Here is a 15,337-nt window from a genome sequence, read left to right as displayed (position 1 = left end):
AGCGTCCTCGGTCAGGCGGTTTGCAGGCGGCGCACGATGGCCTGGCGCACGCTGTGCAGCAGGCGTTCGTGCCAGCGCGGGTTCTGGATGACTTCGGCACGATAGAAGGACGGGCACAGCGTGGCCGCGTGGGCGTTCGCGCCGCACAGGCCGCAGCCCACGCAGCCGTCGATCACGGTGGCGACCGGGTCCACCTTGAGCGGGTCCGGGTTGTCCTTCAGCGTGAGGGTGGGGCAGCCGGAAAGCCGGATACAGGCGTGGTCGCCATTGCACACGTCCTCGTCCACGCCATACTTCACGCGCACGACGCGCTTGCCCTTCTTGAGCAGACCCGCCACCCAGGGCTTCAAGCGCCGCTGGCGCTCGAGCTGGCATTCGCCTTCGGCGATGATCACCTTCAGGCCGGAGAAGTTCGTGGTGAAGGCCTCCTGCAGCGTCTGGCGCATGCGGTCCACGTGATACGTGTGCACCGTGCGCATCCACTGCACGCCCATGCCCTTCAATGTCCCTTCAATGGTCTGGTTCTTGTGCACCAGGCTTTGCTGCTTGTCGTCCGCGGCCAGACGGATCTCCTCGTCCGGCGTGGAGATGATCTCCTGCGTGCCGGTGGCCGAGGTGTAGCCGTTCTTGAAGATGAGCAGCACGGCGTCGTCTTCGTTGAAGAGGGCGGACTGCACGCCGGTGAGCAGGCCGTTGTGCCAGAAGCCGCCATCGCCCATGATGGACAGCACGCGGCGTTGCATCATGGGAGACACGCCCGCGCGGCTCGCCAGACTCATGCCATAGCCCAGGATCGAGTGCCCGGACGAGAACGGCTCGAAAGTGCCCAGGGCGTGGCAGCCGATGTCCGCCGCGACGTGCACGGGCCCGACGTTCTGCTGCGCGAGTTTGAGCGCGGCGAACACGGGCCGTTCCGGACAGCCCACGCAAAAGCCCGGCGGGCGCGCCGGCAGCGGGGCTTCGAGCGTGTCGGCCGCGAGCTTGCGTGCGCTCGCCAGGCCATCGCGCCAGGCGGCGACGGACTCCGGCATGGCCTGCGGACGATACTTCGCAAGGAAGGCGGTCATGCCGCCCGTTAGACCTTCGACCGAGCATTCGCCCACGGCGGGCAACACGTCCTTGCCGTGCAGCGCGGTGTTGATGTCACGCCGGCGCAAGAGCGTGGCAATCTCCTGCTCGATGTATTCCGGCTGGCCTTCTTCCACCACGAGCACAGCCCGCTTGCCCAGGCAGAAGTCGGCGATCTCCTCCGGCACCAGCGGAAAGGTCACGTTGAGCACCAGCGTGGGCAGCGTCGGCTCGCCGAACGCGTCGGCCAGGCCGAACTGCTGCAGCGTGCGCAGGAGCGTGTTCGTGATGCCGCCCTGCACGATGATGCCCAGGTCGCCGCCGTCGCCCGCCCAGTGCTCGTTGAGCTGGTGTTCGGCGATGTAGCGGCGCGCCGCCGGAATGCGTTCCTCGACTTTCAGCTTCTCATGGCGGAAGGTGACGGGCGGGTGCGCGAGGCGGTCGTAGTCGAAGCCCGCGGGCTCGTCGATCAGCTGGCGGGTGGAGACGGGCGGGGGCAGATTGTCCTTGCACACGAAGCTGCCGCGTACGTGACAGGCGCGGATGCGCAGCTCCAGGATGGCCGGCATGTTGGAGGTCTCGGACAGGCGAAAGCCTTCCTCGACCATGCGCACCATGACGGCCAGATCCGGGCGCGGGTCCAGCATGATCATGGAGGACTTCAACGCGAAGGCGTGCGTGCGCTCCTGGATCACGCTCGCGCCTTCGCCATAATCCTCGCCGACGACGATCAGCGCGCCGCCCTTGACGCCCGGGGACGACAGATTGGAGAGTGCGTCGGCCGCGACGTTGGTGCCGACTATGGACTTCCAGGTAACGGCCCCGCGCAGGGGGTAATGGATCGAGGCACCCAGCATGGCGGCGGCCGAGGCCTCGTTCGAACAGGCCTCCACGTGCACGCCGAGTTCGTCCATGTAGGGCTTGGCCTGCACCATCACGTCCAGCAGGTGCGACACGGGCGCGCCCTGATAGCCGCCCACGTAGGCCACGCCGGATTGCAGCAGCGCCTTGGTGATGGCGAGGATGCCCTCGCCATGGAACACGTCGCCCGCGCCGTAGCGCAGCGCCTGCACCTGTTTGCTGAACGAGACTTCCATCGTCCCCTCCTTTTTATCGTTTGAGGGCGACAGTCTGCGGGCGAGGCCAATATATGGCAATGCAATATTCCGTCTATGCTATATGCAGACCATGCATATCAACGACATCGATCTCAACCTGCTGCGGGTGTTCGACGCGGTCTATCGCCTGCGCAGCGTGAGCCGGGCAGCGGAAGCCGTGGGCCTGACCCAGCCGGCGGCCAGCCACGCTCTCACGCGCTTGCGCCTGTTGGTGCGCGACGCGCTCTTCGTGCGGGCGCCGGGCGGGGTGCAGCCCACGCCGCGGGCCGATGAGCTCGCGCCGGTGGTGCGCGAGGCGCTCGCCCAGCTCGAGCGTGTGCTCACCGCCGCCCAGGTGTTCGATCCCGCCAAGTCGCAGCGAACATTGCGCTTTCACATGAGCGACATCGGGGAGGGCTCCTTTCTGCCGCCGCTGATGGCCGAGCTGAGTCGGGTCGCCCCTGGCATGCGGCTGGAGACGTTTCAGCTCGATCCCGGTCAGATCGCCGATGCGCTCGACGCCGGCCGGCTCGACCTGGCGATGGGATTTCTGCCCGGTGTGACCGGCACGCGCTCGCAGCCGCTCTTCGAGGACCGCTATGTGGTGGTGCTGCGCGCGGGACACCCGCTCGCGCAGGGCGCGGTGGCGGGCCGGGCGGCGCCGCGGCTGATGGCACGCCTGGAGTACGTGGTGGTGCGTGGGCATTCCGAATCCACCCGGATCCTCGCGTTGCTGCGCCTGGAGCAGCGGATCCGGCTCGTGACCGAGCACTTTCTCGTCACGCCCTCACTCGTGCGCACCTCGGATCTCGCCGTGCTGATGCCGCGCAACATTGCCCGCGGGTTTGCCGCGCAGGGCGATTTCGCGATGCTGGAGCCGCGTCTGCCGCACCAGGATTTCCTGGTGTCGATGCACTGGAGTGCGCGCGCAGAGACGGATCCGGTGAATCGGTGGCTGCGCGAGCTGATGGTGCGCACCTCGCGCGTGGCGCCGGCGTTCGCGCCGTGAGGCCGCTGCGCAGGCGCGATCGGCAGTGCGTCAGTGTCGACGTCCGGGAGCTGACGCCGTCGACACGCCTGCCGATCCCTCGAGGGCCTGTCGTCCCCAGTGCATCACGGCCATGCCACCAATGGCGAGAAGTCCCCCCACCACCAGAGCGGCGCTGAGCGGCTCGTTCAGCCACAGGTTCGAACTGAGCACGCCGAAGACCGGCACGAGGGCGATGTACGCGGCGGCCGAGCCCGCACCCAGGACTTTGACGCCGTGCAGGTACCAGGCATAGGCAAGGGTGGTGCCGCCAAAGGCGAGCGCAGCGACGCTGTACCACGCATTGGCGGGCGCGTGTACGAGGCCTGTCCACGCCGAGATGCCTTCGAACATCAGGCTTGCCACCAGCAGAAAGCCCGCGCCCAGGATGGCGGTCAGCGTGGTGGTGGTGAGCGAATCCAGCGAGGTCAGCACCACACGCCCGATGAGCGTGTACAGCACCCAGCAGAGCACGCAACCCAGCACGAGGAGCTCGCCCATGCCGGCCCCGCCCGGCAGCAGTGCCGCCAGGGAGCCCCCGCTCAGTGTGTACGTGGCGCCCGCCACCGCCATGACCACGCCGATGCCCATGATCCCGTTGATCCGCTCACGGAAGAGCAGCACGGCGAAGGCCAGCGTGACCACCGGGTTGAGTGCCACGACGATCACGGCCTTGCCGGCCGGCAGGGTCTGCAGCGCGAGCAGAAAGCACGTGGAGTAGCCCAGCACCCCGGCGAACGCGGCGCCGCTCAGGCCCACCCACTGCCGGGGCGTGAGCCGGCGCAGCGAACCCAGGCCCTGGCGTTGCCAGAGCCAGAGCAGCAGCACGACGCTGGCCATCAGAAAGCGCACGCACGCGGCGGTGAGTGGGGGCATCGATTGCGCCACGGTACGGCCCCAGGGCCACGAGGCACCCCATAGCGCAGCCATGCCGATCAGGCCGGCGTGCGTGGAATATCGGGTCAGCGTCATGGTCCGTACTATCGGCCCAGGTGGGCCGAAGAATCAATGCGTGATTGCCCGTGAGGGCGGGCGCAAGGACCGCCCAGGCTTCGGATCAGGCCGGCACGGTGTCGGCGAACGACGCGCGCTGCATCAGCTTGTCGTAGAGCCGCGTGAGCTGGGGATTGGCGTCGCGCCAGACGATGTCCGGGAAGCGGAAATCCAGGTAGCCCAGGGCACAGCCCACCGCCACGTCGGCAAGGGTGTAGTTGCTGGTGTGCTGGCCGACGCAGAAGTTGCGCTCGCCCAGGGTGCGCTCCATGAGCGGCAGGGCAGCCTCGATCTTGCCGCGCTGGCGATCCACCCACGCTTGGCTGCGCTGCTCGGGCGTGCGCTGCGTGTCTTCCAGGCGCATGAGGACGCAGGCGTCGAGCACGCCGTCGGCGAGCGCTTCCCACCACTTCACGTCCAGGCGTTCGCGCCCGGCGGCGGGCAGCAGGCGGCTCACCGGCGACAGCGTGTCGAGATACTCGACGATGACGCGCGAATCGAAGAGGCAGTTGCCGTCGTCCATGACGAGACAGGGCACCTTGCCGAGCGGATTGGACGCCTGGATCGTGCTGTCAGCCGCCCAGACGTTCTCCAGCACGAGCTCGCACTCGAGCTTCTTTTCGGCCAGGACGATGCGTGCCTTGCGCACGTAGGGGCTGGAGAGCGAGCCGATCAGTTTCATGACAACGGAGACCAGGGAAGCGTACGGGGCGCGCCGCGGAGCCGCCAGGCGGCGGCCGGAAAAGGCAGGGCAGGCGGGCCCCCGCTCGGCGGCACGGCAGGGCGCACGGAGTATAGCACCGGGCAGGGGGCTCCACCGGCCGTCGCAGTGCTAAAATTTTTTCTTTATTTACCAGCCCTTACGCCATGCAGATCTCGTCCCAGCCGACCACCCTGAATGCCTTGTCACCGCTGGACGGGCGTTATGCCGGCCGCGGGCAGGCCCTGCGCCCGCTGCTCTCGGAGGCGGGCTTCATGCATCACCGTGTCATCGTCGAGGCAGCCTGGCTCAAGGGCCTGGCCGCTGCCGGCCTGCCCGAGCTCCCGGCCTTCAGCGCCGACGCCGTGGCCGCGCTGGACGCCCTGGTCGACGGCTTCTCGGAAGACGATGCCGCCCGCATCAAGGATATCGAGCGGGTCACCAACCACGACGTCAAGGCCGTGGAGTACTGGATGAAGGAGCGCGTGGCAGGCCACGCCGAGCTCGCCGCGGCGGCCGAGTTCATCCACTTCGCCTGCACCTCGGAAGACATCAACAACACCTCGCATGCGCTGATGCTGGGTGCTGCGCGCGACGAGGTCGTGCTGCCCGCCCTGCGCGCCCTGCACGCCCGCCTGGAAGAGCTCGCCGACGCCTTCGCCGAGCAGCCGCTGCTCTCGCGCACGCATGGCCAGCCGGCCACGCCCTCCACGATGGGCAAGGAATTCGCCAACGTGGCCGTGCGTCTGAAGCGCGCGATCGATGTCATCGCTGGTGTCACGCCGCTCGCCAAGATGAACGGTGCGACGGGCAACTTCAACGCCCACCTGTCGGCCTATCCCGAGATCGATTGGGAAGCGCTGTCGGACGGCGTGCTGAAGAGCCTGGGCCTCACGCAGAACCGCCACACCATCCAGATCGAGCCGCATGACTGGATGGCCGAGCTCTTCGATGCCGTGGCACGCGCCAACGTCATCCTGCTGGACCTGAACCGCGATGTGTGGGGCTACATCGCGATGGGCTACTTCAAGCAGCGTCTGAAGGAAGGCGAGGTCGGCTCCTCGACCATGCCACACAAGGTCAACCCGATCGACTTCGAGAACTCCGAAGGCAACCTGGGCCTGGCCAACGCCACCCTGCGTCACCTGTCGGACAAGCTGCCGATCTCGCGCTGGCAACGCGACCTCACCGATTCCACGGTGCTGCGCAACCTCGGCGTGGCCTTGGGCTACTGCCTGGTGGCCTACGATGCGTGCCAGCGCGGCCTGGGCAAGCTTGAGCTCAACGCACAAGCCATCGACGCGGACCTGGACAACTGCTGGGAAGTGCTGGCCGAGCCGGTGCAGACCGTGATGCGCCGCTATGGTCTGCCGCAACCTTACGAGCAACTCAAGGCGCTCACGCGCGGCAAGGGCATCACGCAGGAGGCCCTGCGCGAATTCATCACGGGCCTGGACCTGCCGGCGGATGCCCGCCAGCGTCTTCTCGACATGACGCCGCGCAGCTATCTCGGACTGGCCGTCAAGCTCGCACGGGCGCGCTGAGCGACGAAGGGCGCGTGCCTGGCCCTGGGCCGCACGCGTCTTTCGCATTGCTGGTATCCGGCAAACCCTGTAACTTTCCCCGGGGGCCGTAGTGTCCTGCCCCTGTTGCCGACACTCCATCGTTCCGAGACCAGGAGAACCGCATGACCCGATTCGCCAAGGCCCTGGCGTGCTTTGCGCTGGCCCTGCCCTGTACGGCCGCGCTCGCGCAACCGCAGTTCGAGAAACCCGAAGACGCCATTGCCTATCGGCAGTCGGCCCTGAAGCTGCTGGGCGCGCATTTCGGTGGTCTCGCCCCCATGATGCGCGGCCGCGTACCGTTCAATGCCGAGCAGGCGCAGCAGGAGATCGCCGTGCTGCGCACCTTGTCCGCCTTGCCCTGGAAGGGCTTTGGCGAGGGCACTGAGGGTGGCAACGCCCGCCCGGAAGTCTGGAAGGATTCGGCCAAGTTCCAGCAGGCCGCCAAGGATCTGGAGGCCAGCATGGGCCGCCTGGTGCAGGTCTCGGGCAGTGCGGATTTCGACTCCATCCGCGCGGCCTACAGCGACGTCGCCAACAGCTGCAAGGCCTGTCACGACAGCTACCGTCAGCGCCGCTGATGTTGGCGCCCCGGCGCCTCGATGGCGTCGGCGGCATCCTGTGCTACGTGCGATCGTCGCGTAGCGCGTTCCCTCGAACGATGCCGTGTAGCCGGCGTGCCGCCTACGCGAAGCCTCCTCCCTGGCGAACGATGAGATAGACGAGGCCGGCCGCCATGGCCGCCACGATCAAGGCCCGTGCGCGCACACTGGCGTCGTCCGGCGTGGGCGGCGTGCGCTCAGGCACCTGCGCGGCGGGCTTGTCACCCGTCACCATGGCCTTGACGATGCTGCGACGACGCACGACGGTATACCAGACGATGGCGAGCAGGTGCAGACCGATGAGCACGAGAAGGATAGGCTCTCCGGTCTGGTGGATGGCGGTGAGCGTGTCCGACGCCGCGGCGCTCACCGTCGTTGCGAGCGGCCCTGCGGTGAAGATGCCGTCGTCGGCGAAAAGCCCGGAGACAGCCTGCACCGACAAGGCAAGGAGCATCGCGACGACAGACAGGGCGCCTAGCGGCGAATGGCCCGCACCGCCTGGCTGACGTCCTCGAACATAGTCCACGACGGCCGCCGGCCCGCGCAGGAAGCGGTGAAAGCGCGCATGCTCGGGCCCCACCACACCCCACACCAGTCGGAACAGCAGCAACGCGAGCGTCGCATAGCCGAACCACAGGTGGTAATCCATCCAGAACCCGCCCGTCTTCACGGTGACGAACGAGCCGACGAAACAGAGGGCGAGCAGCCAGTGAAAGAGGCGGGTGGGCAGATCCCACACCCGCACGGTGGTCTTGGTCACGGACACGGGCATCTCCAGAAGACGATATCGACGGCAGAGTGTCGGTGCAGACGATAGCAGACGTGAGCCTCGTGCCATGGCCGGGGCCGCACGACGCGGTGATACCCGCCTAACGAACGCGGCTCAGGCCGGTAGGGTCGCGCCGCCAGGGCAGCACAGGACCACGCCGCAGCCGTCCTCAGCGCCCGGTAGTGGGGCGGGCGGCGTGCCGGGCGAAGCCCCACCCGAGACGGGGGGCTCCCAGGGCAGGGTGGGGGTGGCGCTTGCTGGCGGAGGAGCACCCGTGGGTGGAGATGGCGGCAGGGTGCCACCTGACGGAGGGCACCACAGACCGGCGCAGGCCCCGGTGCCGGCCACCGGTACGGGCACCGGCGATGGCGACGCCAATGCTGCCGGCCGGATGACAGCACCCGCCGCGGCCTCGCGGGCGGGTGTCTGCATGGGCAGACTCACGCGCATCGTCATGGGCAGGAAGCCCGCGCGCCGCATGCCGTCGCCGGCAAGGCCCGCGGGCGCGGCCTGACCGAGGCCGCGTAGCAAGGCGCTCACGCCGGGCACGAGCGGCGCATGCAGGTAGGTGGCCTCCAGCACCAAGGTATTGGCGGCGAAGATCGTGTCGCCCGAAGCCGCACCAGCGCCACGACGTGTGCCATGACCTAACTCACCCCGGTGGCGTTCCGCCTGGTAGGTGTCGGGCAATTCGCGGCCTCCGGCGGCCGCGCGGCCAAAATCCTCGAAGTGTGCCCGCCGTGGGCTGATGACGCGGATCTCCCATTCGGACAGCCCGACTACGGACAGCCGGGCTGCCGTGTCGCGTTGTCGGGCCTCGCCTTCGGCGAGTCCTACGGGGGACGCGTCCCTGGCAACGAGGGGCAGGAGGGCACGGGCCATGGCCGAGCCGATGGCGGCGCTATCGGCGCCGGACGTGCTCCCCTCGCGCGCGGCTTCCATCACGGCCAGCCCCACGGCCTGGCGCACGCCCCACCAACGGGCCGCCTCGACGGTACCCAGACCCGTCAGAAAGAGGGGCACGGCGATGAGCAGCGTCTCGGTCGCGGCCGCGCCGCGGTGGCGATGGAATCTGGACACGATGCGCGACGATGGCAGGGAAAGGCCTGCAGTCTGGCGCAGATGGGCGGTCTCTGCCATGCGAGCCGCCACGTACGTGGCGGCTAGAAGCATCCAGAAAGTTATCCCCGCAACCTGTGCATAACGCTGGGGACTACCTGCGGACACCTTGCGCGAGCCCGCATGGAGCAAGGCCGCGCCTCTGGTGATGAAAAAATGTCAGTGCGTGTTGCCACTCTTGTGTCGTACCGACACCGGATCGTTGCTGGCGAACACCTCGGCACAGTCCACCGGATCGAACCGATACGCCGTGAGGCAATAGTCGCACTTGACTTTCACCTCGCCGGATTCGGCCAGGATCTCTTCGACTTCCGGCTGACCCAGCACGCGCAGCACGTTGGCGACCTTCTCGCGGCTGCAGGGGCAGTGAAAGCGCGCAGGCATGGGCTCGAAGGCCGTCAGCTCCTCTTGCCAGAAGAGACGATGCACCAGCGTTGGGGCTGCGTTCTCGAGCATTTCCTCGCGCTTGAGCGTCTCGGCCAGATGCAGCGTGCGATTCCAGGTCTCGTCCGGGTCGTCCTCGGCCGTCTTTTCCTTGCCGCCGTCATTTGGCAGGCGCTGCAGCAGCAGTCCCGTGCTGCGCTCGAGATCGGCGGCCAGCCAGAGGCGCGTCTGCAACTGCTCGGAGCTCGCCATGTAGTGTTCAAGCACCTCCGCCACCGTCTCGCCCACCAGCGGCACGATGCCCTGGTAGGGCACCTGGCTTGGCTGGCGGTGCTGGGGGTCGAGCACAACGGTGAAGCGGCCGGTGCCACCGGGATTGACGAGCGCCTGCAGGCCGGCATCGTCAGCCACGACGGCATCCTCACGCAGCTTGACGGTGGCGCGCACGTCGAGGTTCGAGCGGCACTCGACCACGATCAGGCGAGCATCGCCGTCGCCCTGGAGCTGGAGCGCGAGCGTGCCGTCGAATTTCAGATTGGCCGACAGCAGCAGGCTGGCAGCGACCAACTCGCCGAGGAGGCGGCCGATGGCGGGCGGATAGTCGTGGCCCTGCTGCATGGCTTGCCAGGCAGTGTCGAGCTCGACGGTTTGCAGACGCACCGAGCGATCGGCGAACAGGTATTTGGTGAGTTGGTCTGACATGTCGGATAGAAGTGTGCCGGCCGTGCAAAAGCGGCGGCAAGACGGCAATACGGTCTAGATGGGGGCGGGTGGCCGCACGACAAGATGGCTTCCGGGGCCAGAGGCCGCAACCGGAAAGCGCCGCGCGGGCCATGTTCTTGCCCCGGCGGCCACGGATTCACAGGTCATTCTACCTGCTGGTGCTGCCATGCCCCGTGGGGGGACTGCGTGGGACGCAGTGCCGCCGGAAACGTCCGGCCTCAGGGGCGGGCGCGTCGCCGCGCCGCCCGGTCGCGCTCACGCTGGCGCAGCACATTGCGCTGCACGGTGCCGGCCGAGGTCATCGGCAGGTTGTCGACGAATTCGATCTCGCCCGGGTGCTCGTAGGGCGCGAGCCGTTCGCGCGCATGGGTCTGCAGGGTTTCGAGCAGGTAGCTGGGTGCCTGGCCGATGTAGGGTTCGGTCAGCACGACATAGGCCTTGACGATCGCCCCGGCGGAAACGTCTGGCTTGGGTACGATCACGGCGTTGGCCACGGCCGGGTGGCGACGCAACCAGCTTTCGATGGAGCCGGGCCCGATTCGGTGCTCGCCCACGCGAAACACGTCGTCCGCGCGGCCTTCGTACCAGAAGTACCCTTCTTCGTCCTGACGCGCGAGATCGCCCGTGCGCCACCAGTCCTGGGTGAAACGCGCCGCCGTGGCGGCTTCGCCGCGCCAATAGCCGAGCATGAGCGCCGGGTCGTCGTCGCCTTCCACATCCCGGCGATGCACGGCGAGCTCGCCGATCTCTCCGGGTGGGAGGCATTGCCCTGCCTCGTCGATCACCGCGACCTGGTGCCCGGGGAACGCCAGGCCCATGCTGCCGGGCCGCACCGGCCACTTGTGGCGGCTGTTGCCGATGAGCAGATGGGCTTCGCTCTGGCCATAGACTTCGTTGGGCAGCACGCCCAGGCGGGACTCCGCCCAGGCGAGCACGGCAGGATCCAGCGGCTCGCCGGTCGTGACCAGGCTGCGCAGCACGGGGGGCGGTGCGGGCGGCGGATCCACCCGCATCATGGCGCGCAACAGGGCGGGCGCGATGAGCGCGTTGGTGATGCGGTATCGGGCGAGAACGTCGAAGGCCCGCTCGGCGCCGATGCGGCCCTGCACGGCCAGGACGGGACGCGCGAAATACAGGGCGGGCAGCAGCGCGCCGAAGAGCCCCGGGCTCCAGGACCAGTCCGCTGGCGTCCAGATCGAGTCGCCGGCATGGGGGAACCAGTCGTGCGCGGCGACGAAGCCGGGCAGCGCGCCGATCAGGCTGGCATGGGCATGCAGGACGCCCTTGGGCGCACCGGTGGTGCCGCCGGTATAGAGTAACAGCGCAGGATCGGTGGCGAGTGTGTCGACCGGCGTGAACTCGTCTTCCTGCCGGGCGAGCAGGCTGCGCCAGGCCAGCGTGCGCTCATCGGCAAATCCCACGCCAATGAGCTGGGTGAGCGCCGGGCAGCGATGCAGAATGGCCGCGAGGCTCGGCTGGGCGGCTTCGCCCAGGATGGCCACCCGGGCTTCGCAATCGCGAAGCCGCCACTCCAGCGCCTCCGGCGCCAGCGAGGGCGACAAGGGCACGCAGACGGCACCGAGCTGATAGATGCCCATGTGCGCCGCGGCAGCTTCGCCGCCCGGCCCGAGCAGGACGGCGACACGATCGCCGGGCCTTACGCCCATGCGGGCCAGGCCGTGCGAGAGCCGGTTGGCTGTCTGGAACAGCCGCTCGAAGGTCCAGATGTCGCGCGCGCCCTGGGCGTCTTCGGTATAGATGGCGATGCGGCGGGTATCCGCAGCGCTGGTGGCCCAGCGTCTGCAGCAGACGTCGGCCACGTTGAATCGCGTCGGCACGAGCCAGCGGTACTCGCTGTACAACGCCTGGTACTGGGAGAGGTTCTTCATTGTTGCTTCCCGCCGTACAAGCCACCATCATTGCCTAGCGCGCGAGGAATCGCAATACCCTGCAACGGCCCACCCGCAACCGGGTGTGAGCGCCGTTTCAGCGCGTCGACACGAGGCGGGTGCCGAGCAGGCGGTCGTGCAGGAAGAGGCCGTCACGATCGAACCAGGACCAGACGAACACAGCCATGGGGGCGAAGACGATCAGCGAGAAGACGGCGGGCCAGCCCGTCACCTGGCGACCGGCCCAGACGAGGGCGGCGCCGGCCAGCACGGGCAGCCACGCGAGAGCGTAGCGCGCCATGCGCACCCCGACCGTCGGGATGGCGCCTGCCTTGTCGACCAGACGGATGTGCCAGGTCTTCATGGGCAAGGTCTGCCCGTAGCGCCACGAGATCACGAAGTACGCGCCGATGGCGAGGAAGAGCCACGCCTGGCGCCCGGGGCGGAACATGAGCGCGTGGGTGCTCTGCGTGAGCGTATCGAAGAGATAGTCGGCCAGGAACACCACAGCGAAGAGCAGCACTGCCTCGTAGAGCATGCAGGCGAAGCGACGGCGGCGGCTGACGAGCGGGGCCGGGGAAGCGGGAGCTACGGGTGTTTGCATGGGGGGTAACCATAACCCATGCGTGGGGGGACGAGGGGGGCCAATGACTCAGGGAAAGCCAGCATAGCCCCTCACTGGGCAGCTGTGATGCGCGTGGAGGCGTCAGCACGTCACCCACGAGGCGACGCGGCCCGTACACCGCAGGGGTGTCCGGGCCGCGTTGGCGTGGTGCAGGCGGCGCTCAGGCCGCCAGGCTCACGGCTTGTTGGGCTGGGGCGTCACGCGCAGGTAGGGCTTGACCTCGGTGTAGCCCTTGGGGAACTTGCGCTTGAGCTCTTCCGGATCCTTCAGCGAAGGAACGATGATCACGTCCTGGCCGTCTTCCCAGTTGGCCGGCGTGGCCACGCTATGGCTGTCGGTGAGCTGCAGCGAATCGATCACGCGCAGGAGCTCGTTGAAGTTGCGCCCCGTGCTGGCCGGGTAGGTGAGCGTGAGCCGGACCTTCTTGGCAGGATCGATCACGAACACCGAGCGCACCGTGGCCGTGGCGCTGGCGTTGGGGTGGATCATGTCGTAGAGATCGGCCACCTTGCGATCGGCGTCGGCCAGGATCGGGAAGTTCACGCGGGTGTTCTGGGTCTCGTCGATGTCGCCGATCCACTTCTGGTGCGAATCCACCGGATCGACCGACAGCGCCAGCACCTTCACATTGCGCTTGGCGAACTCGTCGGCGAGCTTGGCCGTGTAGCCGAGCTCCGTCGTGCAGACCGGGGTGAAATCCGCGGGGTGCGAGAAGAGCACGCCCCAGCTGTTGCCCAGGTAGTCGTGGAAGCGGATCTTGCCTTGCGAGGAATCCTGCTCGAAATCAGGGGCGGTATCGCCCAGACGCAGCGTTGCCATGTCGTCCTCCAGTGGGTTAAGGGGCCGCGTGCGGAATGTCGGACGCGGCATGACGAGCCATTATGCGCTACTGCCAGGGTTGAAGCAAAACCATATAACTTCCTGTTATTAGCTCATGGGTGGCAGTGTGGATGCGGTTCCATCCCGTACGCACCACGAACGCGCCGTCGAAGTCATCCTGGAATGCGCCACGGGGCCCCAGAGGGCCCCGTGTGCATCATCGCATGGCGCGCGCGATCAGCCGAAGCGACCGGTGATGTAGTCTTCCGTCGCCTTGTTCTTGGGCTTGACGAAGATCTGGTCGGTCTCACCGAACTCGATGAGTTCACCCAGGTACATGTAGGCCGTGAAATCCGAGCAGCGGGCGGCCTGTTGCATGTTGTGGGTCACGATGACGACGGTGTAGTCGTTCTTCAGCTCGGCGATGAGCTCCTCGACCTTGGCCGTGGAGATCGGGTCGAGCGCCGAGCAGGGCTCGTCGAGCAGCAGCACCTGCGGCTTGATGGCCACGCCGCGCGCGATGCACAGGCGCTGCTGCTGGCCGCCCGAGAGCGAATTGCCGTTCTGGTGCAACTTGTCCTTCACTTCGTTCCAGAGCGCCGCCTTGGTGAGCGCCCACTCGACGCGCTCGTCCATGTCGACCTTGCCGAGCTTTTCGAAGAGACGCACCCCGAAGGCGATGTTGTCGTAGATGCTCATGGGGAAGGGGGTCGGCTTCTGGAACACCATGCCGACCTGGGCACGGATGAGCGAGATGTCGCGCTTGGAGGTGAGCAGATTCTCGCCGTCCATGCGGATCTCGCCTTCGGCGCGCTGGCCGGGGTAGAGCTCGAACATGCGATTGAAGGTGCGCAGCAGCGTCGACTTGCCGCAGCCCGACGGGCCGATGAAGGCGGTGACGTGCTTTTCGCGGATCGACATGTTCACGTTGCGCAGCGCGTGGAACTTGCCGTAGTAGAAGTTCAGGTCGCGGATCTCGAGCTTGTTCTGGATGTCAGTGCTTTGCATGGCGTTTCCTGGTTCGATGCCGGACGCGATTTACTTGCGGAACAGGGTGCGGGCGGTGATGTTGATCGCCAGCACGAACAGCGTGATGAGGGCAGCACCCGCCCAGGCCAGCGTCTGCCAGTCGGGGAAGGGGCTCGCGGCGTACTGGAAGATCACCATGGGCAGGTTGGCGAGCGGCTGGTTCATGTTGGTGGACATGAACTGATTGGACAGCGCCGTGAACATGAGCGGGGCGGTCTCGCCCGCGATGCGCGCCACGGCGAGCAGCACGCCGGTGATGATGCCGGACATGGCGGCGCGATAGCACACCATGGTGATCATCTTGTACTTGGGGCAGCCCAGCGCGGCGGTGGCCTCGCGCAGGCTGTTGGGCACGAGCTTCAACATGTCGTCGGTGGTGCGCACCACCACCGGGATCACGATGATCGACAGCGCGATCGAGCCCGCCCAGCCGGAATAGTGACCGACCTGGGCCACGTACACGGTGTAGATGAAGAGACCAATCACGATCGACGGTGCCGAGAGCAGCACGTCGTTGATGAAGCGCGTGGCGGGGGCGAGCCAGCCGCGCGAGCCATACTCGGCCAGGTAGGTGCCTGCGAGCACGCCGATGGGCGTGCCGATGATCACGCCCATGCCCGCCATCATGACGCTGCCGACGATCGCGTTGAGCAAGCCGCCGGCCTGCCCCGGGGGCGGGGTGATCTCGGTGAAGAGGGTGAGCGAGAGGGAGCCGGCACCCTTGATGAGCAGGGTGGCGATGATCCAGAACAGCCAGAACAACCCGAACAGCAGGGCGCCCGAGGACAGCGTCAGCATCACCCGATTGGTGATGCGCCGTCTCCGGTAAATCGGGTTTTGCATGTGGATTTGCGACATGGCGGCAATCTTGGCTAGAGGGCGCCGCAAGGGCGGCGCGAACGCGGCGGCGCCCCGGCTGGGGCACCGCGCC

General features: G+C 67.4%; 14 protein-coding genes. 3 read left to right on the top strand and 11 right to left on the bottom strand.

Going from position 1 to position 15,337, the window contains the following annotated elements; all coding sequences use genetic code 11:
- Positions 1-11 precede the first annotated feature (11 nt).
- On the bottom strand, positions 12-2,165 hold the full coding sequence (locus IMZ29_RS08610) for a thiamine pyrophosphate-dependent enzyme (RefSeq protein WP_216182820.1): 2,154 nt from the start codon (positions 2,163-2,165) through the stop codon (positions 12-14).
- 91 nt (positions 2,166-2,256) lie between these two features.
- On the opposite strand from IMZ29_RS08610, the gene IMZ29_RS08605 reads away from it, so the two are divergent.
- A complete protein-coding gene (locus IMZ29_RS08605) occupies positions 2,257-3,174 on the top strand; it encodes a LysR family transcriptional regulator (RefSeq protein ID WP_216182818.1) in 918 nt (305 codons plus the stop codon).
- A gap of 30 nt (positions 3,175-3,204) precedes the next feature.
- Here IMZ29_RS08605 and IMZ29_RS08600 read toward each other — a convergent pair whose 3' ends face one another.
- Both IMZ29_RS08600 and IMZ29_RS08595 read right to left on the bottom strand, forming a co-directional pair.
- Positions 3,205-4,164 (bottom strand): DMT family transporter, encoded by a 960-nt coding sequence (locus tag IMZ29_RS08600; protein ID WP_216182816.1) that lies wholly within the window; start codon positions 4,162-4,164, stop codon positions 3,205-3,207.
- Between the two features lie 85 nt (positions 4,165-4,249).
- The gene (locus tag IMZ29_RS08595) at positions 4,250-4,867 is read right to left on the bottom strand and encodes a glutathione S-transferase N-terminal domain-containing protein (protein ID WP_216182814.1); all 618 of its coding nucleotides are present in this window, start codon (positions 4,865-4,867) and stop codon (positions 4,250-4,252) included.
- A gap of 185 nt (positions 4,868-5,052) precedes the next feature.
- On the opposite strand from IMZ29_RS08595, the gene purB reads away from it, so the two are divergent.
- The gene (gene purB, locus IMZ29_RS08590) at positions 5,053-6,429 is read left to right on the top strand and encodes an adenylosuccinate lyase (protein ID WP_216182812.1); all 1,377 of its coding nucleotides are present in this window, start codon (positions 5,053-5,055) and stop codon (positions 6,427-6,429) included.
- 143 nt (positions 6,430-6,572) lie between these two features.
- Positions 6,573-7,028 carry a c-type cytochrome gene (locus IMZ29_RS08585; RefSeq protein WP_216182811.1) on the top strand — a complete coding sequence of 152 codons (456 nt, stop codon included), beginning with the start codon at positions 6,573-6,575 and terminating at the stop codon, positions 7,026-7,028.
- Between the two features lie 103 nt (positions 7,029-7,131).
- Here IMZ29_RS08585 and IMZ29_RS08580 read toward each other — a convergent pair whose 3' ends face one another.
- From IMZ29_RS08580 to pstA, 8 genes are all read right to left on the bottom strand, one after another.
- Positions 7,132-7,815, bottom strand: coding sequence for a cytochrome b/b6 domain-containing protein (locus IMZ29_RS08580; RefSeq protein ID WP_216182809.1), 684 nt, complete (start codon positions 7,813-7,815; stop codon positions 7,132-7,134).
- A gap of 117 nt (positions 7,816-7,932) precedes the next feature.
- The gene (locus tag IMZ29_RS08575; RefSeq protein WP_216182807.1) at positions 7,933-8,958 is read right to left on the bottom strand and encodes a TadE/TadG family type IV pilus assembly protein; all 1,026 of its coding nucleotides are present in this window, start codon (positions 8,956-8,958) and stop codon (positions 7,933-7,935) included.
- A 138-nt stretch (positions 8,959-9,096) separates the two neighbouring features.
- Positions 9,097-10,023, bottom strand: coding sequence for an Hsp33 family molecular chaperone HslO (gene hslO / locus IMZ29_RS08570; protein WP_216182805.1), 927 nt, complete (start codon positions 10,021-10,023; stop codon positions 9,097-9,099).
- Positions 10,024-10,262: 239 nt separating this feature from the next.
- A complete protein-coding gene (locus tag IMZ29_RS08565) occupies positions 10,263-11,933 on the bottom strand; it encodes an acetate--CoA ligase (RefSeq protein ID WP_216182803.1) in 1,671 nt (556 codons plus the stop codon).
- Between the two features lie 97 nt (positions 11,934-12,030).
- Complete coding sequence (locus IMZ29_RS08560) at positions 12,031-12,537, bottom strand: RDD family protein (protein WP_216182801.1); 507 nt, start codon at positions 12,535-12,537, stop codon at positions 12,031-12,033.
- Positions 12,538-12,732: 195 nt separating this feature from the next.
- The gene (locus IMZ29_RS08555) at positions 12,733-13,377 is read right to left on the bottom strand and encodes a peroxiredoxin (protein WP_216182800.1); all 645 of its coding nucleotides are present in this window, start codon (positions 13,375-13,377) and stop codon (positions 12,733-12,735) included.
- A gap of 237 nt (positions 13,378-13,614) precedes the next feature.
- Positions 13,615-14,385, bottom strand: coding sequence for a phosphate ABC transporter ATP-binding protein PstB (gene pstB / locus IMZ29_RS08550; protein WP_216182798.1), 771 nt, complete (start codon positions 14,383-14,385; stop codon positions 13,615-13,617).
- Positions 14,386-14,415: 30 nt separating this feature from the next.
- Positions 14,416-15,249 carry a phosphate ABC transporter permease PstA gene (gene pstA, locus IMZ29_RS08545; RefSeq protein WP_216182796.1) on the bottom strand — a complete coding sequence of 278 codons (834 nt, stop codon included), beginning with the start codon at positions 15,247-15,249 and terminating at the stop codon, positions 14,416-14,418.
- Positions 15,250-15,337 lie beyond the last annotated feature (88 nt).

Origin of the sequence: Verticiella alkaliphila (genome assembly GCF_018904615.1) — a bacterium.
GTDB lineage: Bacteria > Pseudomonadota > Gammaproteobacteria > Burkholderiales > Burkholderiaceae_B > Verticiella > Verticiella alkaliphila.
Note: the sequence above shows the minus strand (reverse complement) of the source record. Positions and strands in the feature narration are given on the sequence as shown.

Bases quoted from the DNA above. Each gene is read 5' to 3' on its own strand.
- hslO (WP_216182805.1), bottom strand. From the start codon at position 10,023: ATGTCAGACCAACTCACCAAATACCTGTTCGCCGATCGCTCGGTGCGT.
- IMZ29_RS08565 (WP_216182803.1), bottom strand. From the start codon at position 11,933: ATGAAGAACCTCTCCCAGTACCAGGCGTTGTACAGCGAGTACCGCTGG.
- IMZ29_RS08585 (WP_216182811.1), top strand. From the start codon at position 6,573: ATGACCCGATTCGCCAAGGCCCTGGCGTGCTTTGCGCTGGCCCTGCCC.
- IMZ29_RS08560 (WP_216182801.1), bottom strand. From the start codon at position 12,537: ATGCAAACACCCGTAGCTCCCGCTTCCCCGGCCCCGCTCGTCAGCCGC.
- IMZ29_RS08595 (WP_216182814.1), bottom strand. From the start codon at position 4,867: ATGAAACTGATCGGCTCGCTCTCCAGCCCCTACGTGCGCAAGGCACGC.
- IMZ29_RS08605 (WP_216182818.1), top strand. From the start codon at position 2,257: ATGCATATCAACGACATCGATCTCAACCTGCTGCGGGTGTTCGACGCG.
- pstA (WP_216182796.1), bottom strand. From the start codon at position 15,249: ATGCAAAACCCGATTTACCGGAGACGGCGCATCACCAATCGGGTGATG.
- IMZ29_RS08575 (WP_216182807.1), bottom strand. From the start codon at position 8,958: ATGGCAGAGACCGCCCATCTGCGCCAGACTGCAGGCCTTTCCCTGCCA.
- purB (WP_216182812.1), top strand. From the start codon at position 5,053: ATGCAGATCTCGTCCCAGCCGACCACCCTGAATGCCTTGTCACCGCTG.
- IMZ29_RS08600 (WP_216182816.1), bottom strand. From the start codon at position 4,164: ATGACGCTGACCCGATATTCCACGCACGCCGGCCTGATCGGCATGGCT.
- IMZ29_RS08555 (WP_216182800.1), bottom strand. From the start codon at position 13,377: ATGGCAACGCTGCGTCTGGGCGATACCGCCCCTGATTTCGAGCAGGAT.
- IMZ29_RS08610 (WP_216182820.1), bottom strand. From the start codon at position 2,165: ATGGAAGTCTCGTTCAGCAAACAGGTGCAGGCGCTGCGCTACGGCGCG.
- pstB (WP_216182798.1), bottom strand. From the start codon at position 14,385: ATGCAAAGCACTGACATCCAGAACAAGCTCGAGATCCGCGACCTGAAC.